The following is a 25558-nucleotide window of genomic DNA, read 5'->3' as shown; positions in this document are numbered from 1 at the left end:
TTCCGATGCCGTCACCGCTTTACGGGGGTTGGCCGGCCATGACGGCTGTGTATACTTACCGCCATTTTAACGCCCTGGAACCTCCTAGATGGTTGATCACCTGATTGCATTCGCTACCTCTCACTATCTGCTGGTCGGTGCCTTTGTCGTACTGCTGGCGCTGCTGATCGCTCATGAAATGAGCCGTGGCGGCCGCAGCCTCAGTACCGGCGAGCTGACTGCGCTGGTCAACAAGGACCAGGCCGTTATCGTCGATATTCGTCCCGCCAAGGATTTTGCCGCCGGTCATATCGTCGGTGCGCTGAACATTCCCCAGGACAAGCTGATCGCGCGCATCGCCGAACTGGAGAAGCACAAGGCCAAGACCATCATCCTGGTCGACGCCCAGGGCCAGCACTCCGGTGGCCACGCCCGCGAAATGATGAAAAGCGGTTTCACCGCCGCCAAGCTGTCCGGTGGTATCTCCAGCTGGCGCGCCGATAACCTGCCATTGGTGAAGTGATATGAGTCAGGTTGTCGTGTATTCCAGCGATTATTGCCCTTATTGCATCCGCGCCAAGCAGTTGCTCCAGAGCAAGCAGGTTGCCTTTGAAGAAATCAAGGTCGATGGCAAGCCTCAGGTGCGCGCCGAAATGGCCCAGAAGGCGGGTCGTACCTCGGTCCCGCAAATCTGGATCGGCAGCCGGCATGTCGGCGGCTGCGATGAGCTGTTCGCCCTGGATCGCGCCGGTAAACTGGACGCATTGCTTCAGGCCTGACTCCCAACCCCTATAAGACCCCAAGCGCAAGGATCTACGATGACTGACCAACAGAACACCGAAGCGGCAGAAGCTCAAGGCCCACAGTTTTCCCTGCAGCGTATCTACGTGCGTGACCTGTCGTTCGAGGCGCCGAAAAGCCCGGCGATCTTCCGTCAGGAGTGGACGCCAAGCGTCGGTCTGGACCTGAACACCCGTCAAAAGCAACTGGAAGGCGATTTCCACGAAGTGGTGCTGACCCTCTCGGTTACCGTGAAAAACGGTGAAGAAGTGGCGTTCATCGCTGAAGTGCAACAGGCCGGTATCTTCCTGATCCAGGGCCTGGACGAAGCATCGATGAGCCACACGCTGGGTGCGTTCTGCCCGAACATCCTGTTCCCGTACGCTCGCGAAACCCTGGACAGCCTGGTCACCCGTGGCTCGTTCCCGGCCCTGATGCTGGCTCCGGTGAACTTCGATGCGCTGTACGCGCAAGAGCTGCAGCGCATGCAGCAGGAAGCTGCGCCAACGGTTCAATAAACCGCCGCGGTTTCAAAATGTGTGTGGGTTTGTGTGGGAGCGGGCTTGCTCGCGATTGCGGTGTGTCAGTCACTGAAAATGTTGACTGATGTACTGCAATCGCGAGCAAGCCCGCTCCCACATTTGTTGTGTGTATTACTTGAAACCGAGCTGGCGCCAGCCTTCGTAGACGGCAACGGCGACCGTGTTGGACAGGTTGAGGCTGCGGCACCCTTCGCGCATCGGCAGGCGCAGGCGATGGCCCTCGGGCAGGGCGTCCAGCACATCGGCCGGCAAGCCTCGGCTTTCCGGACCGAAGAGAAAGGCATCGCCTTCGACAAAACTGGCATCATGAAACGGTCGCGAGCCCTTGGTGGTGAACGCAAACAGCCGCGGGTGGCCGAGGCTTTCCAGGCAACTCGCCAGGTCCGCGTGGCGTTGCAAGGTGGCATATTCGTGATAGTCCAGCCCTGCCCGGCGCAGGCGTTTGTCATCCATGTCGAAACCCAGCGGCTCGATCAAGTGCAGGTTGCAGCCACTGTTGGCACACAGCCTGATAACGTTGCCGGTATTCGGCGGAATTTCTGGTTGAAAAAGGATGACGTGAAACATGCACGGCTCCGAAGGTAAAGATGCGCAGCATTCTACCCCCGAAGCAGATCCCAGGCCGAAGCTATTACCCAGGGTTTTGAGTTCGTTGGTGATTGTCGGCCTGATGGTGGGCCTGATGATCGGCCGGTTGACCACCCCGGACCCGGTTGAACTGCAACAGGTAGAACCCTCGGTGGACGGCCTGGTGCTGTGGTTCAACAGCGAACCCAAACTTCACGGTGAGCATATCGACGGTACCGTGGCGTTGCTGTTCGACGCGCAGGGCAGGGCTCAGGCGGGCCAAGTGAAGGTCAACCACAAGGATGCGAATTGGCGGGTGCGCAAGACCGATAAGGGGTTGCTGCTGAACGTAGTAGCGGCGCGGCCGCTGCGGGGACAGTGGACAGGCGCCGAGGTCGATGACCGTTGGCGGTTGGAGATCCATCTCCAGGAGCAATAAAAGAAGGAGTTCCCGGCCTGCCTGTACCAGGACTCCCAAAACCGCGTGAAGCACGATGGCTTCGGTATAAAAGAGGGGATTCTCGGCCTGCCTGTACCAAGGTCCCCAAAACTGGGTAGTACCGGGGTTATTGCAGGGCGCGTGCCAGAATTGCGAAGTCGTGGCAGAACGTTCTTCATAAAGCCAAAAGCCCCGGATTGCGGGGCTTTTGGGTTTTCAGCGTTTGGAGTTTCTTCGAAATTGACCTGGGGTTTGTGCGCGATGCCGGTTCAGGGTGCATTGAAGCGGTGCACGATCCCTGGACTTGGTGAAGAACCAAAGGTGGAATCGTCGCACCGCCGCTCCCACAGTTGGATCTTCAGTGAGTTGGAGAGCTGTTATCAGCCCTCTTCACCCTCGTCGTCGTCACCAGCATCAACCTTCATTCCTAACTCCTTGATCTTGCGCGTCAAGGTATTGCGGCCCCAGCCCAGCAGCACTGCGGCGTCGCGGCGGCGGCCGGCAGTGTGCTTGAGGGCGGTTTCGATCATGATCCGCTCGAAGGTCGGCACGGCGCTGTCCAACAGGTTCGATTGACCGCGTGCGAGTGCCTGGTCAGCCCATTGGCGCAAGGCCTGCTCCCAGTTCGTCACCGGCGCCGAATCCTGCGGCAGGCTCAGCAGCTCGGGCGGCAGGTCGCTGATATGCACTTCACGCCCGGAAGCCATCACCGTGATCCAGCGGCAGGTGTTTTCCAGCTGGCGCACGTTGCCCGGCCACGGCAGGTTCTTGAGGTATTCCTCGGTTTCCGTCTTCAGCAGTTTTGGCTCGACAGCCAGCTCCTGAGCGGCGCGACTGAGAAAGTGGCGGGCCAGGGTCGGAATGTCTTCGCGACGGTCCGACATCCGTGGGATGTGGATGCGGATCACATTCAGGCGGTGAAACAGATCCTCGCGGAATTTCCCGGCGTGAACCAGGGTTTCCAGATTCTGGTGGGTCGCGGCAATGATCCGCACATCGACCTTGACCGGCGTGTGGCCACCCACTCGATAGAATTCGCCATCCGCCAAGACCCGCAACAGTCGGGTCTGGGTGTCCGCCGGCATGTCGCCGATCTCATCGAGAAACAGCGTGCCGCCGTCCGCCTGCTCGAAACGGCCACGGCGCAGGTTGGCGGCGCCGGTGAATGCGCCTTTTTCATGGCCGAACAGTTCGGACTCCATCAAGTCCTTCGGGATGGCCGCCATGTTCAGCGCGATGAACGGCGCTGCCGCCCGCGGGCTGTGGCGGTGCAGGGCGTGGGCCACCAGTTCTTTGCCGGTGCCGGACTCACCGTTGATCAGCACGGTGATATTGGAGTGGCTCAAGCGCCCGATGGCACGAAACACTTCCTGCATCGCCGGCGCCTCGCCGATGATTTCCGGGGTGCGGGTCAGTGTCGGTACCACGTCCTGGCCTTGCTGTTCCTGAGCGTGCTGGTTGGCGCGCTTGACCAGCGCGACCGCTTCATCGACATCGAACGGCTTGGGCAAGTATTCAAACGCGCCACCCTGATAGGACGCGACAGCGCTATCCAGGTCCGAGTGCGCGGTCATGATGATCACCGGCAGGCGCGGGTGCTGTTCGCGAATGCGCGCCAGCAAGTCCAGGCCGCTGGCACCGGGCATGCGAATGTCGGAGATAATCACATCAGGCTGTTGGCGCGCGAGGCGGCTCATCACGCCGTCGGCGCTGTCGAAGCTCTGGGTCGTCATGCCTTCCTGCTGCAAGGCTTTCTCCAGGACCCAGCGGATAGAACGGTCGTCATCGACGATCCACACAGTTTCACTACGGCTCATGTCGATGGGGCTCCTTGTTCCAGTGGCAGAAAGATCGAAAAAATCGTGTGGCCGGGATGGCTTTCACATTCGATCAAACCCTGGTGCTGGCTGATGATGTTCTGGGTAATGGCCAGGCCCAGTCCGGTACCGTCCGGGCGGCCACTGACCATCGGAAAGAAAATGGTTTCCTGCAGATCGGCGGGAATGCCCGGACCGTTGTCGATGATCTCGACCTTGGCGACCAGGCGATGGCGCACGTGACCGATAGTGAACTGGCGCAGGGCGCGGGTGCGCAGGCTGATGCGGCCCAGGCGCAGCTCGTTCTGGCTGCTGATGGCTTGCATCGCGTTGCGCACTATATTGAGCACCGCCTGGATCATCTGCTCGCGGTCGATCAATACATCGGGAATGCTCGGGTCGTAGTCACGCACCAAGGTGATACAGCCCTGGCTTTCGGCCTCTACCAGTTGGGAGACGCGTTCCAGCACCTCGTGCACATTGGTCAACGCCAGTGAAGGCAGCTTGTTGGAGCCGAGCATGCGGTCCACCAGGTTACGCAGGCGGTCGGCTTCCTCAATGATGACGTTGGTGTAGTCCTTGAGGTGCTCGTCGGGCAGTTCGCGTGCGAGCAACTGCGCGGCGCCGCGAATCCCGCCCAGCGGGTTCTTGATCTCATGGGCGAGGCCGCGCACCAGCATCTTGCTGGTTTCCTGCTTGGACAGTTGCGCTTCCTCCTTGGTGATTCGCAGCAGACGGTCACGCGGGTGGACTTCCAGCAACAGCAGGGTCGCGCCCTTGCTCAGGATCGGCGTGACGGCATAGTCGACAGTCAAGGTCTGGCCGGTGAGGGCGGTGAGCATCGCTTCGCGCTTGGTGAAGGGATGTGCCTGCTCTACAGCCTGGCGCAACGAACTCAAGGCCTCGGCGGACTCGGTGAACAGTTCGCTGATGAATTGTCCGTGACTGCGCTGGCCGCTGATGGCCAGGAGCATCTCCGCCGCCGGGTTCATGTACTCAAGGCGTAATTCGTCATTGAGCAGGATGGTCGCGGTGGTCAGGTTGTCGAGTAGCAAACGGTGCAGTGCGTCGCTGATGGTCATGAGGACCTCTTTTGGAGCAAGGCGCGGGCTTGAGGCGCGCGCTGATACCAGGAAAATGCAAAAACCAAACCAAAGCTCCGAAAAGAAGCGTAAAAACCCTGAAATAGGGGCTTGAAGCGCGAAACTATGGCGTAAAGCCAGCTTTTTCGGGATGTCTCGAACCAAAATGGGTTAGGCAGGTGGGAAGGGTGCAGTCTAACGCACCAATATAGTGCAGTTTTGTGAAGGGTGTTCAGGAAGGGATGGGCGGATCGTTTTCAATGCGGGGTGGAAACGATCCGCGATAGGCGCTGTATCAGCGTTGCTCGGACAGCGGCATGCCAGTACTGCCCGCGTAAAATACCAGGAGTTCAACCGGTTTCTCTGCGGTGATGCCGCGATGTTCGGTACCCACCATCTCGGCCAGGGTTTGCCCTTGCCTCAAGGTGCGAGTCATCCCGCTGTTGCGGGTTTCAACGGTCAACTCTCCCGAGACGATGTAGGCGGCGTTCGGCATCGGATGGGTGTGCCATGGCAACTGAGTATGCGCGGGGATCTTGAGGCGTATCAGCGTGAGCCGCGGCGGGCCGGAGGGGTAGGCTTCGTAGGGCGCGCCATCCCACGACTCGCTGCGCTCAAGCAGGACCTCCTTCTCGAGGGATGCAGCATGCTTGGGTTGGGTGCCGCAGCCAAGCAACGACAATCCGAGCGCCGTTGCAATCAAGCATTTGAAGGTGTCCATGGTTCCATCCTGATCGGTAAATGACTTTTCAGGCTATGTCTACCGATAGGCGGAGGATGCAGGGCGATGCTTCAAATCAAGTAGGCCGCGTACACAATTCGGCGGTGGCGCGGATCATTGCCAGTTGGCGCAATGGAGCATTGAGCGGCGCATGCACCGCCTGGGCCAGCCATCGCGGGCAGTCTGGGTCGGTGCGCTGCGGGGAAAAGTCGGCCAATTGCTGCAGCAGGCGTTTTTGCAACAGGTCCAGTTGCGGGCGAATCTGCTTCACCAGGTCCGGGCGCGGGGCGTCGGGCGCCTTGCCCTGGAGCTGCCAGTCGGAGAGGTGGGTGTACTGCACCAGTTTGTTCGCCTCGATTTGTGCCGAGAAAAACTGTTCGGCGGCGGCAGGGTCGAGTTTGTAACTTGATGCCTGGGCGATGACGTTGGCGATTACCTCTTGCTCGCGTTTCTTGTCTTCCACGGGTTTGTGGCTGTCCCATTTGCTCAGGGCCACCTGATCGGCAATGGCCAGGCGTTCTGCGATGCTCTTGAGCAGCGGCTCAAGGGCAGGCGGCGCGGCGCTGGCACTGGCGCTGACAAATAACAGGGCGAATGCAAATCTATATTTCAATTGGGATCTCCTTGTGGGAGCGGGCTTGCTCGCGAAAGCGGACGTTCAGTCGCGGCATCGGGTGACTGATACACCGCATTCGCGAGCAAGCCCGCTCCCACCTTTTGATTGGGTTTGCAGGTCTGGAGTGGCGTCAGTCAGAGGCTACCTTATCTTTCGCGGTTGCTTACCAGTGGACTAAACCGGGCGCAAAAAAAAAGACCTCCGAAGGAGGTCTTTTTCATCACGCCACGTTACGCAGCGCTACCGGATCAGCAGCTGTAGTACAGCTCGTATTCCAGTGGGTGTACGAAGGTGCGGACCTTGATTTCTTCTTCGCTTTTCAGGGCGATGTAGGCATCGATAAAGTCGTCGCTGAACACGCCGCCTTTGGTCAGGAACGCACGGCCCTTGTCCAGCTCTTCCAGGGCTTCTTTCAGGCTGCCGCACACTTGTGGAATTTCCTTGGCCTCTTCAGGCGGCAGGTCGTACAAGTTCTTGTCGGCAGCGTCGCCTGGGTGGATCTTGTTCTGGATGCCGTCCAGGCCAGCCATCAGCAGTGCAGCGAAGCCCAGGTACGGGTTGGCGGCTGGATCCGGGAAGCGTGCTTCGATACGGCGCGCGCGCGGGCTGGACACGTAAGGAATACGGATCGAGGCGGAACGGTTACGAGCCGAGTAGGCCAGCATTACCGGAGCTTCGAAACCTGGGACCAGACGCTTGTAGGAGTTGGTCGACGGGTTGGTGAAACCGTTCAGAGCCTTACCGTGCTTGATGATACCGCCGATGAAGTACAGGGCAGTGTCGGACAGGCCGGCATAACCTTCGCCAGCGAAGGTGTTCTTGCCTTCTTTGGCGATGGACAGGTGAACGTGCATACCCGAACCGTTATCGCCGTACAGCGGCTTAGGCATGAAGGTGGCGGTACGGCCGTAGGCATCAGCCACGTTGTGTACGCAGTACTTCAGGGTCTGAACTTCGTCAGCCTTGGCCACCAGGGTGTTGAACTTCACGCCGATTTCGTTCTGGCCGGCAGTCGCCACTTCGTGGTGGTGAACTTCGATGACCAGGCCCATTTCTTCCATGGCGTTGCACATGGAGGTACGGATTTCGTGGTCGTGGTCGAACGGAGGAACCGGGAAGTAGCCGCCTTTGACGCCTGGACGGTGGCCTTTGTTGCCGCCTTCCACGTCCTGGTCGGACATCCACGAACCTTGTTCGGAGAAGATTTTGAACATCGAACCGGAGATGTCGGATTTGAACTTCACTTCGTCGAAGATGAAGAACTCAGGCTCCGGCCCTACGAATACGGTGTCGCCGATACCGGTGGACTTCAGGTATTCCTCGGCACGCTTGGCGATTGCACGTGGGTCGCGGTCGTAGCCTTGCATGGTCGACGGCTCGATCACGTCGCAGACCAGAATCAGGGTCGGCTCTTCGGTGAACGGGTCGAGTACGGCGGTGGTGTCGTCCGGCATCAGGATCATGTCGGAAGCTTCGATGCCTTTCCAGCCAGCGATGGAGGAACCGTCGAACATTTTGCCTTCTTCGAAGAAGGCCTCATCCAGCGCGTCGCGAGCCGGCATGGTCACGTGGTGCTGAGTGCCTTTGGTGTCCGTGAAGCGCAGATCAATCCATTTAACGTCATGATCTTTGATGAGTTGAACCGACTTCGACATAGTGTCCTCCGGGTGGCTTCGGGCTGGGTAGTGGAGTTAGCCCTTGAATATGGGTGATGCCGGCGCGGATAGTCCGCCATGGCAACCTGCCTCACAAGAGAGCAAATTGCATGCCAGTGCGCCAACATGGTCTTTTTGCCTCAAAATGGCCCCTATAAAGGTGCAGTCAGCTAAAACGGCACAAATCGCGCACTGCAATGTAGCGTAAAAACAGGGTTTCGCCCCATGTTGGTGCGTCGAGTGCTGTTTGCATATTAACTGGTTAAACCTTGAGCGATTTCCGCTATAATCCGCGCCCCCCTTTTTCGGCAGGCCCTGTGCGCGCTGTTTCCATGAAATTAATCGTTAAAGTCTTCCCCGAGATCACCATCAAGAGCCGACCGGTACGGATGCGTTTCATCCGCCAATTGGCCAAGAACATCCGTGCCGTGCTCCGCGATCTGGACCCGGCTGTGGTGGTGAACGGCGTGTGGGACAATCTCGAGCTGGAAACCCGCGTGACCGACCCGAAAGCCTTGAAGGAGCTGACCGAGCGCCTGAGCTGCATGCCGGGCATCGCGCACTTTCTGCAGGTCGACGAGTACCCGCTGGGCGACTTCGACGACATCACCGAAAAGTGCAAGCAGCACTTCGGTGATGAGCTTTCGGGGAAGATTTTCTCCGTGCGTTGCAAGCGCGCCGGCAAGCATCCGTTCAGCTCCATGGACGTCGAAAAATACGTCGGCAGCAAGCTGCGTCGCGAGTGCGGCGCCGCCGGGATTTCCCTGAAAGCACCACAAATTGAAGTGCGCATGGAAATTCGCGACCAACGGTTGTTTGTGATCCACAGCCAGCACAACAGCATCGGCGGCTATCCGCTGGGCGCCCTGGAACAGACCCTGGTACTGATGTCCGGCGGTTTCGATTCCACGGTCGCGGCCTACCAGATCATGCGTCGCGGCCTGATGAGCCACTTCTGCTTCTTTAACCTGGGCGGTCGTGCACACGAATTGGGCGTGATGGAAGTCGCGCATTTCATCTGGAAAAAGTACGGCAGCTCCCAGCGCGTGCTGTTTGTCAGCGTACCGTTCGAGGAAGTTCTGGGAGAAATCCTCGGAAAAGTCGATAACGGTCATATGGGCGTAGTATTGAAGCGTATGATGTTGCGCGCTGCGTCGAGTATTGCCGATCGGCTGCAGATCGAAGCGCTGGTGACCGGTGAGGCGATCTCCCAGGTTTCCAGCCAGACCCTGCCGAACCTGTCGGTGATCGACTGCGTGACCGAGAAGCTGGTATTGCGCCCGCTGATTGCCAGCCACAAGCAGGACATCATCGACCTGGCCAACGAAATCGGTACCGCCGATTTCGCCAAGCACATGCCGGAGTACTGCGGGGTCATCTCGGTGAACCCCAAGACCCACGCCAAGCGCTACCGCGTGGAGCATGAAGAAAAAGAATTCGACATGGCGGTTCTGGAGCGAGCGCTCGAGAATGCCAAGCTGGTGCCAATTGATCGCGTGATCGATGAGCTGGGCCAGGATGTGAAGATCGAAGAAGTCAGTGAAGCCCTGGCCGGCCAGATCGTCATCGACATCCGTCATCCGGATGCCGCCGAGGACGAGCCGCTGGAAATCGCTGGCATCGACGTGCAGACGCTGCCGTTCTATGCACTGAACGCGCGTTTCAAGGAACTGGATAACAGCCGTCAGTACCTGTTGTATTGCGACAAAGGCGTGATGAGTCGCCTGCATGCTCACCATTTGCTCAGTGAGGGGTATGCCAATGTGCGCGTTTATCGACCGAGCTAAGAGCCCGGGGCTGTTTGCCTGTGGCCTGCGTCACCGGCCCCCCGACTCTGCCGTCAAGCTGTAACGGCAAGGCCTGACTCTACTGTTAATCGCTGCCACGACCTGTCAGCACACCGAATCCTCTGATCGAGATACACAAGTGATCGAAAATCTACGTAACATCGCCATCATTGCTCACGTTGACCACGGTAAAACCACCCTGGTAGACAAACTCCTGCGTCAATCCGGCACCCTGGAGCGCAACGAGCTCAACGACGAGCGCGTGATGGACTCCAACGACCAGGAAAAAGAGCGCGGTATTACCATCCTGGCGAAAAACACCGCCATCAACTGGAACGGCTACCACATCAACATCGTGGACACCCCGGGCCACGCCGACTTCGGCGGCGAAGTAGAACGTGTAATGTCGATGGTTGACTCCGTTCTGCTGCTGGTTGACGCTCAAGACGGCCCTATGCCGCAAACCCGTTTCGTGACCAAGAAGGCGTTCGAAGCCGGCCTGCGTCCAATCGTGGTGATCAACAAGGTCGACCGTCCAGGCGCGCGTCCGGACTGGGTTCTGGACCAGATCTTCGACCTGTTCGACAACCTCGGTGCCACCGAAGAACAGCTGGACTTCAAAGTCGTCTACGCCTCGGCCCTGAACGGCATTGCCGGTCTGGACCACACCGACATGGCTGAAGACATGACCCCGCTGTACCAGTCGATCGTCGACAACGTACCGGCGCCGGCGGTTGACCGTGACGGTCCGTTCCAGATGCAGATTTCCGCTCTGGACTACAACAGCTTCCTGGGTGTTATCGGTGTTGGCCGTATCGCTCGTGGTCGCGTCAAGCCGAACACTCCGGTTGTCGCTATCGACGCCACCGGCAAGAAGCGTAACGGCCGTATCCTGAAGCTGATGGGTCACCACGGTCTGCACCGCATCGACGTTGAAGAAGCGGCGGCAGGCGACATCGTTTGCATCAGCGGCATGGATTCGCTGTTCATCTCCGACACCCTGTGCCACCCGGACACGGTCGAAGCGATGAAGCCGTTGACCGTTGACGAGCCAACCGTTTCCATGACCTTCCAGGTAAACGACTCGCCTTTCTGCGGTAAAGAAGGCAAGTTCGTGACTTCCCGTAACATCAAGGAACGTCTGGACAAAGAGCTGCTGTACAACGTTGCACTGCGCGTTGAAGAAGGCGACTCGGCCGACAAGTTCAAGGTTTCCGGCCGTGGTGAGCTGCACCTCTCGGTACTGATCGAAACCATGCGTCGCGAAGGCTTCGAAATGGGTGTTGGTCGTCCGGAAGTGATCATCCGCGTGGTCGACGGCAACAAGCAGGAACCGTTCGAAAACGTCACCATCGACACCCCTGAAGAATCCCAGGGCAAGGTCATGGAAGAGATGGGCCTGCGTAAGGGCGACCTGACCAACATGGTGCCGGATGGCAAAGGCCGTGTTCGTCTGGAATACAACATCCCTGCTCGCGGTCTGATCGGTTTCCGTAACCAGTTCCTGACCCTGACCAACGGTGCTGGCATCCTGACCTCGATCTTCGATCGCTACGACACCATGAAGTCCGGCCAGATGTCCGGTCGTCAGAACGGTGTTCTGGTGTCGGTAGAAACCGGCAAGGCGCTGACCTACTCCCTGGAAACCCTCCAGGCGCGTGGCAAGCTGTTCGTTGAGCACGGTCAAGAGATCTACAACGGTCAGATCGTTGGTCTGAACAGCCGTGACACCGACATGGGCGTCAACCCAACCAAAGGCAAGAAGCTCGACAACATGCGTGCTTCGGGCAAAGACGAAACCATCGCTCTGGTTCCACCTGTTCGCTTCACTCTGGAACAGGCCCTGGAATTCATCCAGGACGACGAGCTGTGCGAAGTCACGCCTAAGTCGATCCGCCTGCGTAAGAAGATCCTGGACGAAGGCGAGCGTACCCGCGCTGCCAAGAAAGCCAAGAACTGAGTTAACTCAGGCTGAATAAAAACGCCCCCGGTCGAAAGGCCGGGGGCGTTTTTTTATGCCTGCAGTTTGTGCCGGGCCGGCTCTTGTTGTGAGCGAGCTGTGGTGGCAAGCCTGCTGTTGTGGCGAGCGGGCTGTTGTGGCGAGCGGGCTTGCCCCGCGCTGGGCTGCGAAGCAGGCCCAATAGGCTCAGCGCTTTCTTTCAGGTAAAACTCTTTGCCTGGTTTTAGGGCCGCTTCGCAGCCCAGCGCGGGGCAAGCCCGCTCGCCACAGTCGTTCGGCGTTGGATCAGAACTTGTCGAGGGTCTTGAATTTGGTCTCGCGCACCACTTCCTTCGGCTTGTAGGCGCAATACCCCGGCCGAGGTCCGATCTTCGGGTGATTGCGGCAGGTATCCGGGCGCTTGTCATAAATAGTGCAGAAACGGCTCTTACGATCCAGATACAGGCAGTCGTTGTTACTCATGCGCTGCAAGGTGAAAATCTCGGATTTCTGGTTGTAACGCTCGACGATGCCTTCCTTCTGCAAGCGCTTGGCGATGTTCTTCGGCGGATCGCCGCGCTCGAACTCATCGACGATGCCAATGCGGATCAAATCCTTGATCTTCACCTCAACCGGCAAGGTGCAGCAGCTGGAGACGCAGCCGCCGCACATGTGGCTGGAGTATTTCTGCCACGTTTCGAGACGGTCGAGTTCCGCGGCGGCGATCAGTTGAGGCTTCATCAGGTTTCCAAGAGGGGCGTTGTCCGGGCGCGCGATCATACCGGGATTGGTGGTTTTTTGAACAATATTTTGCAGGTTTCAGCCCAAAGGGTGATCGGGCACGGCCCCTGCATCAAATTCCCCCACAGGTGAATGAGTGAAAAAACTGCCGAACCGTCAGCCTTGAGGTTTGTCAGACCGACTAGGCTTTAGGATTCCCTTCTTCTATCTCGCTCGAGGTCACACCGATGTCTCAGGAACCGCTTGTACGAGAAGCAGAGGTGGCAGCGTTTCGCGATGCCGTCTTGACCAAGCTCACTTATGCCGTGGGCAAAGACCCCGATCACGCTTTCGATCACGACTGGTTCGAAGCCATCGCCCTGGCGGCGCGCGATCACATGGTCGATGACTGGATGGACCATACCCGGCGCATTTATCGTCGTGGGCAGAAGCGGGTCTATTACCTCTCGCTGGAATTTCTGATCGGCCGCCTGTTGTTTGACAGTCTGAGCAACCTCGGCTTGCTGGAGGTGGCGCGCGAAGCCCTGGGTGAACTGGGTGTGGACCTGGAGCGTATTCGCCTGCTGGAGCCCGATGCGGCCCTCGGCAACGGTGGCCTGGGGCGCCTGGCGGCGTGCTTCATGGAAAGTATGTCGTCCCTGGGCATCGCCGGCCATGGTTACGGTATTCGTTATGAACATGGCCTGTTTCGCCAGGCGATTGTCGATGGTTGGCAGCAGGAGCAGACTGAGCGCTGGCTGGATTTCGGTAACCCTTGGGAGTTCGAGCGGCCCGAGGTGATCTACCCGATCGGCTTTGGTGGCAGCGTCGAAACCGTATTGGACGCGTCCGGCAAGCCGATCCAGGTCTGGTCGCCGGGTGAAACCGTGCGCGCCGTAGCCTACGACACCCCGGTGGTCGGCTGGCGTGGCGCCAGCGTTAACACGCTGCGTTTATGGCGTGCGCGGGCGGTGGAAGATCTGCACCTGGAACGTTTCAATGCCGGTGACCATTTGGGCGCCGTCGCTGAAGTGGCGCGTGCGGAAAGCATCTCGCGGGTGCTTTACCCGGCCGACAGCACTGAAGCGGGGCAGGAATTGCGCCTGCGCCAGGAATACTTCTTCGTCTCCGCCTCGCTGCAAGACTTGCTGCGTCGCCACAAAAACATGCACGGCTCGGTGCTGAGCCTGGGTGAGCATGCGGCGATCCAGCTCAACGACACTCACCCTTCCATCGCGGTGGCCGAGTTGATGCGTCAGTTGGTGGACCTGCACGACATCGCCTGGGATGCGGCCTGGCAGGTCACCGTCGAAACGCTGTCCTACACCAACCACACATTGCTCCCCGAAGCCCTGGAAACCTGGCCGGTGGGGTTGATGGAGCGCATGTTGCCGCGGCACATGCAGATCATCTACCTGATCAACGCCCAGCACATCGACTCGTTGCGGGCCAAGGGCATCCATGACTTCGACGTGCTGCGCGCCGTGTCGCTGATCGAGGAAGACAACGGCCGCCGCGTGCGCATGGGCAACCTGGCATTTCTCGGCTCCCATAGCGTCAACGGCGTATCCGGCCTGCACACGCAGTTGATGCGCAGCACGGTATTCTCCGAATTGCACAAGCTGTATCCGGAGCGGATCAACAACAAGACCAACGGCATCACCTTCCGCCGTTGGTTGTTCCAGGCCAACCCCAAGCTCACCTCGATGCTGGTGGGGGCCCTGGGCCCGGACATCCTCGACAACATGGAGCAGCGCCTGGTGGAGTTGGAAACCTTTGCCGAGAAGGAGGTTTTCCGCAAAGCCTTTGCCGAGCAGCGCCTGCACAGCAAGCGCGCACTGGCGGACATCATTCATCAGCGCCTGGACATCTCCGTCAACCCGGCGGCGATGTTCGATGTGCAGGTCAAGCGCATTCACGAATACAAGCGCCAGTTGCTCAACCTGCTACACACCGTCGCCCTGTATCAGGCGATTCGCGCCGAGCCCGAGACCGATTGGGTGCCACGGGTGAAAATCTTCGCCGGCAAGGCGGCGGCCAGTTATCACCAGGCCAAGCTGATCATCAAACTGACCAACGACATCGCCCGCACCGTAAACAACGACCCGACCGTGCGCGGTTTGCTCAAGGTGGTGTTCCTGCCCAACTACAACGTCAGCCTGGCGGAAAACATCATTCCAGCGGCCGATCTGTCTGAGCAGATATCCACCGCAGGATTCGAGGCGTCGGGCACCAGCAACATGAAGTTCGGCCTCAACGGCGCGTTGACCATCGGGACCATGGATGGCGCGAATGTCGAGATGCACGAGCGCATTGGCGGCGAGCACATGTTTATCTTCGGCCTCAGCGCCCAGGAGGTGGAAGCGCGTAAACAGGCTGGCGAGTTCAGTGCGGGCCCCGAGATTGCCGCGTCCCACCGTTTGAACGACGTGCTGCAAGCGATTCGTGGCGGGGTGTTCTCGCCGGACGATCCCGGCCGCTATGTGGGGCTGATCGATTCGTTGATCGACTACGACCGCTTTCTGGTCTGTGCAGACTTCGATTCTTATTGGGACGCCCAGGCGCGGGTCGAAGCGCATTGGCATGACTCCAAGGAGTGGTGGCGCTCGGCGGTGCTCAATACCGCGCGTACTGGCTGGTTCTCCTCGGACCGCACCATCCGGGAATATGCGACCGAGATCTGGAAAGCCTTGGACTAAGCACTGCAGATCCAAAAATGAGGGAGCGGGCTTGCTCGCGATAGCGCACCGCTATCGCGAGCAAGTCGAATCGTCGCACCGCCGCTCCCACATTGGTTACACGTCGATATACTAGGCTTTGGTTTTCCTAGGGATTTCGACCATGCAATGGATGTTCATGCTGATTGGCCTGGTGCTCGGCTGGGCGCTGGATGAATCGTTCAGGGATGCAGGTGTCGGAGCACTACTAGGGTTGGTGATTGGCCAGGCAGTTCGTCTGTCGAACCTCGGCAGCGCCTTGCAGGCGCTGGAGCAACGCCTCGCGATTCTGGAACAGCCGCCTCAGGTCGAACCGTCCATTGCTGAGCCCGTGGCCGCGCCTGAGTTGGTCTGGGAGCTGCCCGCCGAACTGCAACCGACCTATTCCCCCGAACCCAGTCAACCGCTACCGGACGACCTTTGGAAGCCTGCCGCTGCTGTGCTCGCCGCTGAACCCGACGCTACCCGTGGCCCCAATCTGATCGAACGCGCTATCCAGGGTGCGCGCAACTGGCTGCTGGGCGGCAACACCGTATTGCGTGTTGGCGTGGTGCTGCTGTTCCTCGGCCTGGCGTTTTTGCTGCGCTACGCCACCGAAGGCATGGTCGTGCCTATCGAATTGCGTTACGCCGGTGTCGCTGCCTGTGCCCTGGGTTTGCTGGGCCTGGGCTGGTGGCTACGCGTGCGCAACAGCCATTACGCGCTGATGTTGCAAGGCACCGGCATTGCCGTGCTGTATCTGACAGTATTCGCCGCGCTGCGTCTGCACCCGCTGCTCGACCCCGCCGCGGCGTTCGGCCTGCTGGTGGCGGTGACGCTGTTCTCGGCGATTCTGGCGATCACCCAGGACGCCATCGGCCTGGCTTGCGCCGCGGCCCTGGGCGGGTTCGCCGCGCCGATCCTGGCGTCTACCGGCGAAGGCAGCCATGTGGCGCTGTTCAGCTATTTCGCCTTGCTCAACGCTGGCATCCTCGCGATCGCCTGGTTCAAGGCCTGGCGCCTGCTGAATGTGATCGGTTTTGTCGGCACCTTCGGCATCGGCTTCGCTTGGGGTATTCGTTCCTACACGCCGGAACTGCTCTGGAGTATCGAGCCGTTCCTGATCCTGTTTTTCCTGATGTACCTGGCCATCGGCCTGTTGTTCGCCCGGCGCAAGTTGCTGGACATCAGCGATGCCCCGCCAGACGATAGCCGCGGCGCACTGCTGCGCTGGTCGGCGGCCAAGGGCGATTATGTCGATGGCAGCCTGCTGTTCGGTCCGCCGATCGTGGCGTTTGGCTTGCAGTTCAGCCTGGTCCAGCACCTGGAGTTTGCGGCCGCTTTCAGCGCATTGGTGCTGGGCGTGATCTATATGGGATTGGCGCGCATGTTCAGCGCAGGGCGCACCGTGCTGCTGGCGCAGACGTGCCTGGCGCTGGGGGTGATCTTCGCCAGCCTGGCGATTCCGTTGGGGCTTGATGCCCGTTGGACGGCTGCGGCCTGGGCGGTGGAGGGCGCGGGTATCTTCTGGCTTGGCTTGCGCCAGCAGCGGTTGATGGCGCGGATGTTTGGCTTGCTGTTGCAACTTGGCTCGGCATTGGCCTTCCTCAGCGAGTTGGGTGCGGGTGACGACAGGCTATTGGAGGGCGCGCCGCTGGGAGCGTTGCTGCTCGGTGTGGCGCTGCTGTTCAGCTTCCATCAACTGCGCAAGGCGTCCGGCGAGCAGGCGGCGGGTTGGGAGCGTCACGTTCTACCGGTCCTGGCCTGTCTGGGGCTGAGCTTTTTGTATGTACTCGCACCGTTGCTGTGGTCGAGTCACGGCACCGCTATCAGTTGGGCGTTGGCGGGCGTGGCGAGCCTGTTTGTTGGCCTGCACATCACTTCGCGTACCTTTGTTTGCACGGCGCTTGGCGTGCAATTGCTGGGCGGCGCGTTGCTGCTGTGGGCGCCATGGAGCGGCGAGGCGTTGCCGGCGTTTGCCCATAAAGGCTTCTGGGCACCGATGATCGTCGGGATGGTCGCGCTGTTGGGCGCGTGGCGTTTGCAGCACGGCACGCCATCGCCGGGTTTTGCCGGGCTCGGGTTGCAGCGTCTATCCGATCTGCTGCTGGTGTGGGGCGGCGCCTGGTGGGCGTTGGCGCTGAGCAGTGAAGTGCTGCGTTTCATGCCGCCACAGTTGCAGGCAACTTGCCTGTTGGCTGCTGCGGCCACGAGCGCCGCCATCTGGACAGTGCTGGCCTGGCGCCTGCGCTGGGCCTCGCTGGGAATGCTGTGCCTGTTGTTGATGCCGGCGGCGGCGATGGTGCTGCTGGTGTCCTTGCACAGCTATTACCACCCGGCGGCCACGCTCGGTTGGCTGGCTTGGGCGGCGGTGTTCGGCGTGCATTTTATCTCCCTGCGGTATTTGGCGGCGCAGGTGCCGCAAAAAGCCCTGGGCATTGCGCATGTGCTGGGCTGCTGGATGCTGATCGGCGTGCTGGCGCTGGAGTTGCGTTATGGCCTGTTGCGGTTGTCGGTGCAGTACAACGCCTGGCGTTGGCTGGGCTGGGCGGTGCTGCCGAGTCTGTATCTGGTGTTGGCCGCTTTGCCGCGTCATTGGCCATGGCCGGTGTCGGCTTATCCGCGAGAGTACCGGGTGCTGGCGGCGCTGCCGTTGGCGGTGCTGATGCTGGCCTGGTTCTGGCTGGCCAACCTCTTCAGTGACGGGACTGCCGCGCCATTGCCGTATGTGCCATTGCTCAGCCCGCTCGACCTTGGCCTGTTGTTTGCGCTGCTGGGGGTGTACCTGTGGTCCCGCAGCGCGGCACCGGAAAAGGGGCGGCGCGCTGAGCTGGCTGCCCAAGGGATTGTGGGCATCTCGCTGTTCGCCTTCTGCACTGCGCTGGTGATGCGCGCTGCGCACCATTGGGGCGGCGTGCCGTTCCATCTGGAGGCGTTGTTGGAGTCGATGCTGGTGCAGGCGGGACTGTCGATTGTCTGGACGCTGATTGCCCTGAGCCTGATGATCGGTGGCCATCTGCGTGGCCGCCGCGAAGTCTGGTTGATCGGCGCGGCATTGATTGCCGTGGTGGTCGCCAAATTGTTCTTCGTCGAACTGAGCAACCGTGGCGGATTGGCGCGCATCGTGTCGTTTATCGGGGTCGGTGGGCTACTGCTGGTGGTGGGGTATTTTGCCCCGCTGCCACCCAAGCGCGCCGAACCCGTCACTGAAAGCCAAGGAGCATCCTCTTGATCGGCAAGTTGAGCGTCGCTGTCGTGGGGCTGTGTACGGCGCTATCCGCGTGGGGCCAGGAAGTCCCCGCCGACTTCGCTACCCAAGTGCCGCTGACGCTCAGCGGTAAAGGCCCGTGGTATCGCCTGGAGTTGCCGCTGGCCGCGCGGTTGAGCGCCCGTCAGGCGAACCTTGGTGATGTGCGCGTATTCAATGTCGCTGGCGAACCCCAGGCTTACGCGCTGGCGTCGGCACCGCGCAACGAAAACCGCACACTCACGGCGGTGAAGTGGTTCCCGTTGTACGCCGGGGCCGACGCCAACGAGGCGACGCCCGGCGTGCGAGTACAGTCGAGCGCCAGTGGCACCTTGGTGCAGGTGCAACCTTCGACGCCGTTGGCGGCCGGCGATGCCGTGCGTCGTGGCTGGCTGCTGGACGCCAGTGCGATCAAGGCACCCTTGCAGCAATTGGTCCTCGACTGGGTCAGCGAGCGCGATGGCTTCCAGCAGTTCAGCATTGAAGCCAGTGATGATTTGCAGCATTGGCGCTCCTGGGGAGAAGGGCAGGTGGCGCGTCTGGCGTTTGCCGACGAACGCGTCGAACAGCACGACGTGGCGTTGCCCGGACAGTCGGCCCGCTACCTGCGCCTGATGTGGAAAGGGCAGGCCGCGCCGCTGCTGACAGCCGCTCACGTGCAAGGCGCAAGCAGCCTGCCATTGCCGTTGGTGTGGTCGCAGCCATTGGCCGGTAGCCGGCTCAAGACGGGCGAATACACTTGGCAGTTACCCGCCACGCTGAGTGTGGAAAGGTTGCGTATCGAGTTGCGCCAGCCCAATAGTCTGGCGCCCGTGACCCTCTATGGGCGTGGAGAACCCGCTCAGCCGTGGCGCCCGTTGAGCAGTGGCCTGCTCTACCGGTTGACGCAGGATGGACAACAGGTGGTGCGCGATGAGTTGCCCTTGTCGGGCCAGGCGGTCCAGCACTTCAAACTCGAGGTGGACGAGCGGGGCGGTGGCCTGGGACCGGATGCCCCGGCGCTCAGGTTTGCGGTACGCGCCACACAATTGATCTTCCTGGCGCGGGGGGAACCGCCCTTCACCCTGGCGGTGGGCAACGCGTCGGTCAGGCCGGCGAACTTACCGCTGGCGACACTGATTCCCGACTACAACGCCAGGCACCTCGAGGATCTGGGCCAGGCCAAGGTGGACGGCGAGTGGCTACCCGATCCGTCCCCGCCGCCCGATGCGCGGGCTGTGGACTGGAAGCGCGTTGGCCTGTGGGCTGTGTTGCTGTTGGGCGTGGCCGCACTCGGGGCGATGGCCTACAGCTTGTTGCGAAAGCCGCCGTCCACGCCTTGAGGCAGGGCCCTGCATGAACTCTGTCAGGGTTATCTCGTCTGATAGGAGGAAATACGCCTCGACTCGCGCTAAACTGCGCGGGTTTTCAGCCCCCCCCATTCTCCGGAGCCTTCCATGTCCCGCGTTACTCTGAGTCGCTATTTGATTGAGCAGACCCGCAGCAACAATACCCCTGCCGATCTGCGCTTCCTTATCGAAGTAGTGGCGCGTGCTTGCAAGGAAATCAGCCACGCCGTATCCAAGGGCGCGCTGGGTGGTGTGCTGGGCAGCATGGGCACAGAAAACGTACAAGGCGAAGTGCAGAAGAAGCTCGACGTGATTTCCAACGAAATCCTGCTTGAAGCCAACGAATGGGGCGGTCACCTGGCCGGCATGGCGTCCGAAGAAATGGACAATGCCTACCAGATTCCGGGCAAGTATCCGAAAGGCGCCTATCTGTTGGTATTCGACCCACTGGACGGTTCGTCGAACATCGATATCAACGCGCCGGTCGGTACCATCTTCTCGGTGCTGCGTTGCCCGAACGAATACCTGAGCCAGAACGAAGCCTTGGACGAAAAGGCCTTCCTGCAGCCTGGCACCAAGCAGGTCGCCGCCGGCTACGCGATCTACGGCCCACAGACCATGTTGGTGCTGACGCTGGGTGATGGCGTCAAAGGCTTTACCCTGGACCGTGAAATGGGCAGCTTCGTGTTGACCCACGAAGACATCTCGATTCCTGCGTCGACCCAGGAATTCGCGATCAACATGTCCAACCAGCGTCACTGGGAAGAACCCGTTACCCGCTACGTGGGCGAGTTGATGGCAGGCGAGGAAGGCCCGTTGAAGAAGAACTTCAACATGCGCTGGGTGGCTGCGATGGTTGCCGACGTACACCGCATCCTGACCCGTGGCGGTCTGTTCATGTACCCACGGGACAGCCGCGAGCCTTCCAAACCGGGCAAGCTGCGCCTGATGTACGAAGCCAACCCGATGTCGTTCCTGGTAGAGCAGGCGGGTGGTGCTTCAACTGACGGCCACCAGCGCATCCTCGACATCCAGCCCGAAGGCCTGCACCAGCGTGTGGCGGTATTCCTCGGTTCGAAGGAAGAAGTCGAGCGTGTCACGGGTTATCACAAGGCCTGATACCTTGCCGTAAGAAAAAGCCCCGAAGTGCTCTCCGCGTTTCGGGGCTTTTTATTGGATGAGGTTTTTGAGTCGTAGCGCCTGCAGACTGATGTAGGACTTAGTGGCTTTGAGGTCGTTTTTTGCGGATTGAAGTATCACAACCTGAAAGCTATTGAGCTTCGTCCTTATCCATTTCGGTGAACATGTTTGTGCACTTTAACGGTCCGACGAAAGGCGGCGATGTGTGGGTTAGAAATTTTGCTGAAAAGAGCCGCCCGGTGGAAAAAAGAAATACCGCCTCCCATCGGGAACCAGACACCTCTTTTCCCTTCTAAGCTTCTGGCAGATCCCCACTGCTGCTTGTCCTTCAGGAGCTTTTCCATGTCGTTACGCCGTCTCGCTCTCTTGTGTTTTTGCGTCTTGCTGGCCGCATGCAGCAAGGTCACTCAAGAAAACTATCAAAAACTGTCGGCGGGAATGCCCAAGGCCGAGGTGGAATCTCTGCTGGGTAAGCCGACCGATTGTTCCGGTGCACTGGGCATGTCCAGTTGCACGTGGGGTGATAAAACCAGCTTTATCAGCGTGCAGTACGCCGGTGACAAAGTTCTGATGTTTTCCGGGCAAGGCCTGAAGTAAACCGGGGCGAAAGCCTGCGGGAGAAGAAGAACATGATGCGTTTTGTTTTATGCCTTTGCGCCGGCCTGTTTTTGGCGGGCTGCGCCAGCCATTCTGGCGATGATCTGCAACCCAAGACGGTCGGCCACGTTGACCTCAAGCGTTACCAGGGCACCTGGTATGAGTTGGCTCGTTTGCCGATGTACTTCCAGCGCAATTGCGCGCAGTCCGAAGCCCGTTATTCTCTGTTGCCCGACGGTGATATGTCGGTGTTCAATCGCTGCCTGACCGCTGAGTGGCAATGGGAAGAAGCCAAGGGCACGGCCACGCCGCAAGTCCCTGGCAAGACCGACAAGCTGTGGGTCGAATTCAATAACTGGTTCACCGCGCTGTTACCGGGCATCGCCAAGGGTGATTACTGGGTGTTGTACGTCAGCGACGACTACAAGACCGCCATCGTCGGCAGCCCGAGCCGGCGCTACATGTGGCTCCTGTCCCGCACGCCGACGGTCAGCACCGATACCCGCGAAGACCTGTTGAGCAGGGCACGGCAACAGGGTTACGACACCACCCGTTTGATCTGGCGCACGTCGGACAAGCAGATGGCCAAGACCTCCCACTGAGGCGCAACGCTCCTATGCGGCTAGTTGGGGGCTTATCTGTGCCAGAGGACTTGTGGCGAGAGGGGCTTGTCTGTGGCGAGGGGGCTTGTCCCCCGTTGGGCTGCGCAGCAGCCCCAAAACCAGACGCCGCCTAACTGCCTGATCCATCGCAAGCGTTTTGCGAGGGGCTGCTGCGCAGCCCAACGGGGGACAAGCCCCCTCGCCACAAAAAGCCCTTCATCACACCACCCACCACAGAGGTTGAGCGGGAGCTGATTGCTAGCCCAGCAACGCCCTCAAGACCTGCGTAAACGCCCGGCTGCTCTCTTCCTCGCCGGCATGGTGCCCGTCACGAATCACCCATTGCCCGTTGACCAGCACGTCGCGCACCTGACGATCACCGCCGGCGAACAGCCAGCGATTAAGAATCGCGTCTTCGCGCGCAGTCGCCAGATACGGATCGTTGCCGTCCAGCACCAGCCAGTCGGCGCGCTTGCCCACTTCGAGGCGTCCAATCGGTTGCCCCAATGCCTGGGCGCCGCCGTCCAGCGCCGCATCGAACAACGTACGGCCAATCATCGGCTGATCGCTGCGATACAGCCGGTTGCGGCGCTGGTCCCGCAGGCGCTGGCCATATTCCAGCCAACGCAACTCTTCCACTACGCTCAATGAAACATGGCTGTCGGAACCAATCCCCATGCGCCCGCCCTGGGCCAGAAAGTCCACCGCCGGAAAAATCCCGTCGCCCAGGTTGGCTTCCGTGGTCAGGCACAGGCCGGCAATTGCCCGGCTCCTGGCCATTCGCGTGACTTCTTCGGCGTTGGCGTGAGTGGCGTGGACCAGGCACCAGCGTTGATCGACGGCGACATTGTCATACAGCCATTGCAACGGACGCTGGCCGCTCCAGGCCAGGCAATCGTCGACTTCCTTCTGTTGTTCGGCGATGTGGATATGCACCGGACAGGCCTGGTCACTGGCGGCCAGCACCTCACTGATCTGCTGCGGCGTGACAGCGCGCAATGAGTGGAAGCACAGGCCCAACTGTTGCGCGGGGTGCGCTGCGAGGATCGGTTGCAGGCGTGCTTGCAGGTCCAGGTAGTTGTCGCTGCTGTTGATAAAGCGACGCTGGCCTTCATTCGGTGCCTGGCCGCCAAAGCCCGAGTGACTGTACAACACAGGCAGCAAGGTCAGGCCGATACCGCTGCTGGCGGCCGCCTGGCTGATCTGGCGTGACAACTCCGTAGGGTCGGCGTAAGGCTGACCGCCGAGGTCGTGGTGTACGTAGTGAAACTCGGCCACCGAGGTGTAGCCGGCCTTGAGCATTTCGATATACAGCTGGCGGGCGATGATCTGCAGTTGCCCGGGGCTGATCTGGCCGACCATCCGATACATCAAGTCACGCCAGGTCCAGAAGCTGTCATTCGGATTGCCGGCCACTTCCGCCAGCCCCGCCATCGCCCGCTGGAACGCATGGGAATGAAGGTTCGGCATGCCCGGCAACAGCGGGCCCCTGAGCCGTTCGGCAGCGTCTGCGCCGGCATTGGCCTCGACCTTTGTCAGCAGGCCTTCGGCGCTGACTTCAAGACGTACATCATTGGCCCATCCATTAGGCAGCAGCGCGCGTTCGGCAAAGAAAGCGGACATGATTCAGGCACCCCGGTCGTGTGTTTATTTGTATATACATATACAGACGTTTGCCTGCTCGGTAAACTCCGGCAAGCTATGCTTCTTTTTCATCGACAAGGATTCCCCGTGCCGACTCCGCCCGCCAACTCGACGCTGGCTGCCCACATGGACGAAAGTCCGGCGCCCTTGTATGCCCGCGTCAAACAGATGATCAGCCAGCAAATCCTGAACGGCAACTGGTCGCCCCATTATCGCGTTCCCTCGGAAAGCGAGCTGGTCAGCCAGTTGGGTTTCAGCCGCATGACCATCAATCGCGCCCTGCGCGAGTTGACCGCGGAAGGCTTGCTGGTACGCATGCAAGGCGTGGGCACGTTTGTCGCCGAGCCGAAGAGTCAGTCGGCCCTCTTTGAAGTCCACAATATTGCCGATGAGATCGCTGCCCGGGGTCATCGTCATACCTGCAAAGTCATTACGCTGGGCGAGGAAGCCGCCGGCTCCGAGCGCGCCGTGGCTTTGGAAATGCGTGAAGGCGGGCGGGTGTTCCACTCGCTGATCGTGCATTACGAAAACGATATCCCGGTGCAAATCGAAGACCGTTTCGTCAACGCCCTGGTGGCGCCGGAATACCTGCGCCAGGATTTCACCCAGCAAACGCCCTACGCCTACCTCAACCAGGTCGCACCGCTGACCGAAGGCGAACACGTGGTGGAAGCGATCCTGGCCGACGCCGAGGAATGCACGCTGTTGCAGATCGAGCCCAGCGAGCCGTGCCTGCTGATTCGCCGTCGTACCTGGTCCGGTCGCCAGCCGGTCACCGCCGCGCGTTTGATCCACCCCGGTTCGCGCCATAGCCTGGAAGGACGCTTCAGTAAATGACGACGGTAAATCTCTGGCGTGCAACGCAATACGTGCGCATGCCGTGGAAAAACGGCGGCGGCAGCACCGAAGAAATCACCCGCGATGCAGGCGCCGGACTGGATGGATTCGGCTGGCGCCTGTCGATTGCCGATATCACCGAGTCGGGTGGCTTTTCCACGTTCGCCGGCTACCAGCGGGTGATTACCGTGATCCAGGGCGCGGGCATGGTGCTGACGGTGGATGGCGAGGAACAGCGCGGTTTGTTACCGCTGCAGCCCTTTGCGTTCAAGGGCGAAAGTCAGGTCTCCTGCCAGTTGATCAGCGGGCCGATTCGTGACTTCAACCTGATCTATTCGCCCCAGCGTTACCACGCGCGCTTGCAGTGGATAGATGGAGTGCAACGCTTTTTCAGTACCGCGCACACAGTGCTGGTGTTCAGTGTGGCCGATGAGGTGAAGGTGCTTGACGAAGTACTCGGGCATCATGATTGTTTGCAGGTGGACGGTAACAGTGGATTGCTGGATATCAGCGTGACTGGCCGCTGCTGCCTGATCGAGCTGACTGCACGCGATTAAAACAGGTGGGAGCAGGCAAGCCTGCTCCCACATTAGTGATGCATAGGCTGCAAAATCTGTTTCCAGCCCCGCACCCATTTGTTACCGAATGCCCCAGCATGGCGCAAAGCCATGCTGTCGTGACAAACCTCTCCCACTGAAAAATCCCCTCGTACGAAATTTCATCTAGCCTCGAAGCCTTATTTTTCAAGGCTTACACGCGTAGTCCAAAAATTCTCAACGTCGCATTTATCAAGTTGGCCGCTTGATTGCATATGCTTGTATGT

General features: G+C 60.1%; 23 protein-coding genes. 14 read left to right on the top strand and 9 right to left on the bottom strand.

Annotation, left to right across the window (positions count from 1 at the left end):
* Positions 1–88 precede the first annotated feature (88 nt).
* From AC6CIA_RS10160 to secB, 3 genes are read left to right on the top strand one after another with little or no spacing between them, the layout of a single operon-like run.
* A complete protein-coding gene (locus AC6CIA_RS10160; protein WP_339529377.1) occupies positions 89–502 on the top strand; it encodes a rhodanese-like domain-containing protein in 414 nt (137 codons plus the stop codon).
* 1 nt (position 503) lies between these two features.
* Complete coding sequence (gene grxC / locus AC6CIA_RS10155; protein ID WP_498311746.1) at positions 504–758, top strand: glutaredoxin 3; 255 nt, start codon at positions 504–506, stop codon at positions 756–758.
* Positions 759–797: 39 nt separating this feature from the next.
* Entirely contained in the window at positions 798–1277 is a 480-nt protein-coding gene (gene secB / locus AC6CIA_RS10150; protein ID WP_084381845.1) for a protein-export chaperone SecB, read from the top strand.
* Between the two features lie 135 nt (positions 1278–1412).
* On the opposite strand, the gene AC6CIA_RS10145 is transcribed toward secB, so the two are convergent.
* Positions 1413–1868: a tRNA (cytidine(34)-2'-O)-methyltransferase gene (locus tag AC6CIA_RS10145; protein WP_498311745.1), complete on the bottom strand. Its 456-nt coding sequence runs from the start codon at positions 1866–1868 to the stop codon at positions 1413–1415.
* Between AC6CIA_RS10145 and AC6CIA_RS10140 the strand changes: the two genes are divergently transcribed.
* Positions 1867–2307 carry a hypothetical protein gene (locus AC6CIA_RS10140; protein WP_339529380.1) on the top strand — a complete coding sequence of 147 codons (441 nt, stop codon included), beginning with the start codon at positions 1867–1869 and terminating at the stop codon, positions 2305–2307. The two genes, AC6CIA_RS10145 and AC6CIA_RS10140, sit on opposite strands and share 2 nt — an antisense overlap.
* Positions 2308–2687: 380 nt before the next feature.
* Here the strand turns inward: AC6CIA_RS10140 and ntrC are convergent, their stop codons facing one another.
* The 5 genes from ntrC to glnA form a co-directional block, all read right to left on the bottom strand.
* Positions 2688–4124: a nitrogen regulation protein NR(I) gene (gene ntrC, locus AC6CIA_RS10135; RefSeq protein WP_498311744.1), complete on the bottom strand. Its 1437-nt coding sequence runs from the start codon at positions 4122–4124 to the stop codon at positions 2688–2690.
* Entirely contained in the window at positions 4121–5206 is a 1086-nt protein-coding gene (gene glnL / locus AC6CIA_RS10130) for a nitrogen regulation protein NR(II) (protein ID WP_339529382.1), read from the bottom strand. Before glnL ends, ntrC begins: the two co-directional genes overlap by 4 nt.
* A gap of 295 nt (positions 5207–5501) precedes the next feature.
* Positions 5502–5927 carry a cupin domain-containing protein gene (locus tag AC6CIA_RS10125; RefSeq protein ID WP_498311743.1) on the bottom strand — a complete coding sequence of 142 codons (426 nt, stop codon included), beginning with the start codon at positions 5925–5927 and terminating at the stop codon, positions 5502–5504.
* A gap of 76 nt (positions 5928–6003) precedes the next feature.
* A complete protein-coding gene (locus AC6CIA_RS10120) occupies positions 6004–6540 on the bottom strand; it encodes a chorismate mutase (protein WP_498311742.1) in 537 nt (178 codons plus the stop codon).
* Between the two features lie 251 nt (positions 6541–6791).
* On the bottom strand, positions 6792–8198 hold the full coding sequence (gene glnA, locus AC6CIA_RS10115; RefSeq protein WP_498311741.1) for a glutamate--ammonia ligase: 1407 nt from the start codon (positions 8196–8198) through the stop codon (positions 6792–6794).
* A gap of 332 nt (positions 8199–8530) precedes the next feature.
* Here glnA and thiI point away from each other — a divergent pair, with 332 nt between their 5' ends.
* Both thiI and typA read left to right on the top strand, forming a co-directional pair.
* A complete protein-coding gene (thiI, locus tag AC6CIA_RS10110; protein WP_339529386.1) occupies positions 8531–9985 on the top strand; it encodes a tRNA uracil 4-sulfurtransferase ThiI in 1455 nt (484 codons plus the stop codon).
* 139 nt (positions 9986–10124) lie between these two features.
* The gene (gene typA / locus AC6CIA_RS10105; protein WP_339529387.1) at positions 10125–11945 is read left to right on the top strand and encodes a translational GTPase TypA; all 1821 of its coding nucleotides are present in this window, start codon (positions 10125–10127) and stop codon (positions 11943–11945) included.
* A gap of 285 nt (positions 11946–12230) precedes the next feature.
* On the opposite strand, the gene AC6CIA_RS10100 is transcribed toward typA, so the two are convergent.
* A complete protein-coding gene (locus AC6CIA_RS10100) occupies positions 12231–12665 on the bottom strand; it encodes a YkgJ family cysteine cluster protein (RefSeq protein WP_084379887.1) in 435 nt (144 codons plus the stop codon).
* Positions 12666–12892: 227 nt separating this feature from the next.
* On the opposite strand from AC6CIA_RS10100, the gene AC6CIA_RS10095 reads away from it, so the two are divergent.
* The 4 genes from AC6CIA_RS10095 (at position 12893) to AC6CIA_RS10080 (ending at position 21034) form a co-directional block, all read left to right on the top strand.
* Positions 12893–15343, top strand: coding sequence for a glycogen/starch/alpha-glucan phosphorylase (locus AC6CIA_RS10095; RefSeq protein WP_498311740.1), 2451 nt, complete (start codon positions 12893–12895; stop codon positions 15341–15343).
* A gap of 142 nt (positions 15344–15485) precedes the next feature.
* A complete protein-coding gene (locus AC6CIA_RS10090; RefSeq protein WP_498311739.1) occupies positions 15486–18572 on the top strand; it encodes a DUF2339 domain-containing protein in 3087 nt (1028 codons plus the stop codon).
* Positions 18572–19909: a DUF3999 domain-containing protein gene (locus AC6CIA_RS10085; RefSeq protein WP_498311787.1), complete on the top strand. Its 1338-nt coding sequence runs from the start codon at positions 18572–18574 to the stop codon at positions 19907–19909. The genes AC6CIA_RS10090 and AC6CIA_RS10085 overlap by 1 nt, the downstream gene beginning before the upstream one ends.
* 114 nt (positions 19910–20023) lie before the next feature.
* A complete protein-coding gene (locus tag AC6CIA_RS10080) occupies positions 20024–21034 on the top strand; it encodes a class 1 fructose-bisphosphatase (protein ID WP_084379884.1) in 1011 nt (336 codons plus the stop codon).
* A gap of 167 nt (positions 21035–21201) precedes the next feature.
* On the opposite strand, the gene AC6CIA_RS10075 is transcribed toward AC6CIA_RS10080, so the two are convergent.
* Entirely contained in the window at positions 21202–21399 is a 198-nt protein-coding gene (locus AC6CIA_RS10075; RefSeq protein WP_498311738.1) for a hypothetical protein, read from the bottom strand.
* On the opposite strand from AC6CIA_RS10075, the gene AC6CIA_RS10070 reads away from it, so the two are divergent.
* Together AC6CIA_RS10070 and AC6CIA_RS10065 are read left to right on the top strand one after the other, a co-directional pair.
* The gene (locus tag AC6CIA_RS10070) at positions 21398–21652 is read left to right on the top strand and encodes a hypothetical protein (protein ID WP_084379883.1); all 255 of its coding nucleotides are present in this window, start codon (positions 21398–21400) and stop codon (positions 21650–21652) included. The two genes, AC6CIA_RS10075 and AC6CIA_RS10070, sit on opposite strands and share 2 nt — an antisense overlap.
* A 32-nt stretch (positions 21653–21684) precedes the next feature.
* Positions 21685–22254, top strand: a complete 570-nt coding sequence (locus AC6CIA_RS10065; RefSeq protein WP_498311737.1) for a lipocalin family protein — start codon at positions 21685–21687, stop codon at positions 22252–22254.
* A gap of 258 nt (positions 22255–22512) precedes the next feature.
* Here AC6CIA_RS10065 and AC6CIA_RS10060 read toward each other — a convergent pair whose 3' ends face one another.
* Complete coding sequence (locus AC6CIA_RS10060) at positions 22513–23877, bottom strand: formimidoylglutamate deiminase (protein ID WP_498311736.1); 1365 nt, start codon at positions 23875–23877, stop codon at positions 22513–22515.
* Positions 23878–24024: 147 nt separating this feature from the next.
* On the opposite strand from AC6CIA_RS10060, the gene hutC reads away from it, so the two are divergent.
* Positions 24025–24735: a histidine utilization transcriptional repressor HutC gene (hutC, locus tag AC6CIA_RS10055; RefSeq protein ID WP_498311786.1), complete on the top strand. Its 711-nt coding sequence runs from the start codon at positions 24025–24027 to the stop codon at positions 24733–24735.
* On the top strand, positions 24732–25292 hold the full coding sequence (locus AC6CIA_RS10050; protein ID WP_498311735.1) for a HutD/Ves family protein: 561 nt from the start codon (positions 24732–24734) through the stop codon (positions 25290–25292). The genes hutC and AC6CIA_RS10050 overlap by 4 nt, the downstream gene beginning before the upstream one ends.
* The last annotated feature ends 266 nt before the right edge of the window (positions 25293–25558 follow it).

It is taken from the genome of Pseudomonas sp. GQ91 (assembly GCF_059758795.1).
This window is presented reverse-complemented; position numbering and strand designations above follow the sequence as displayed.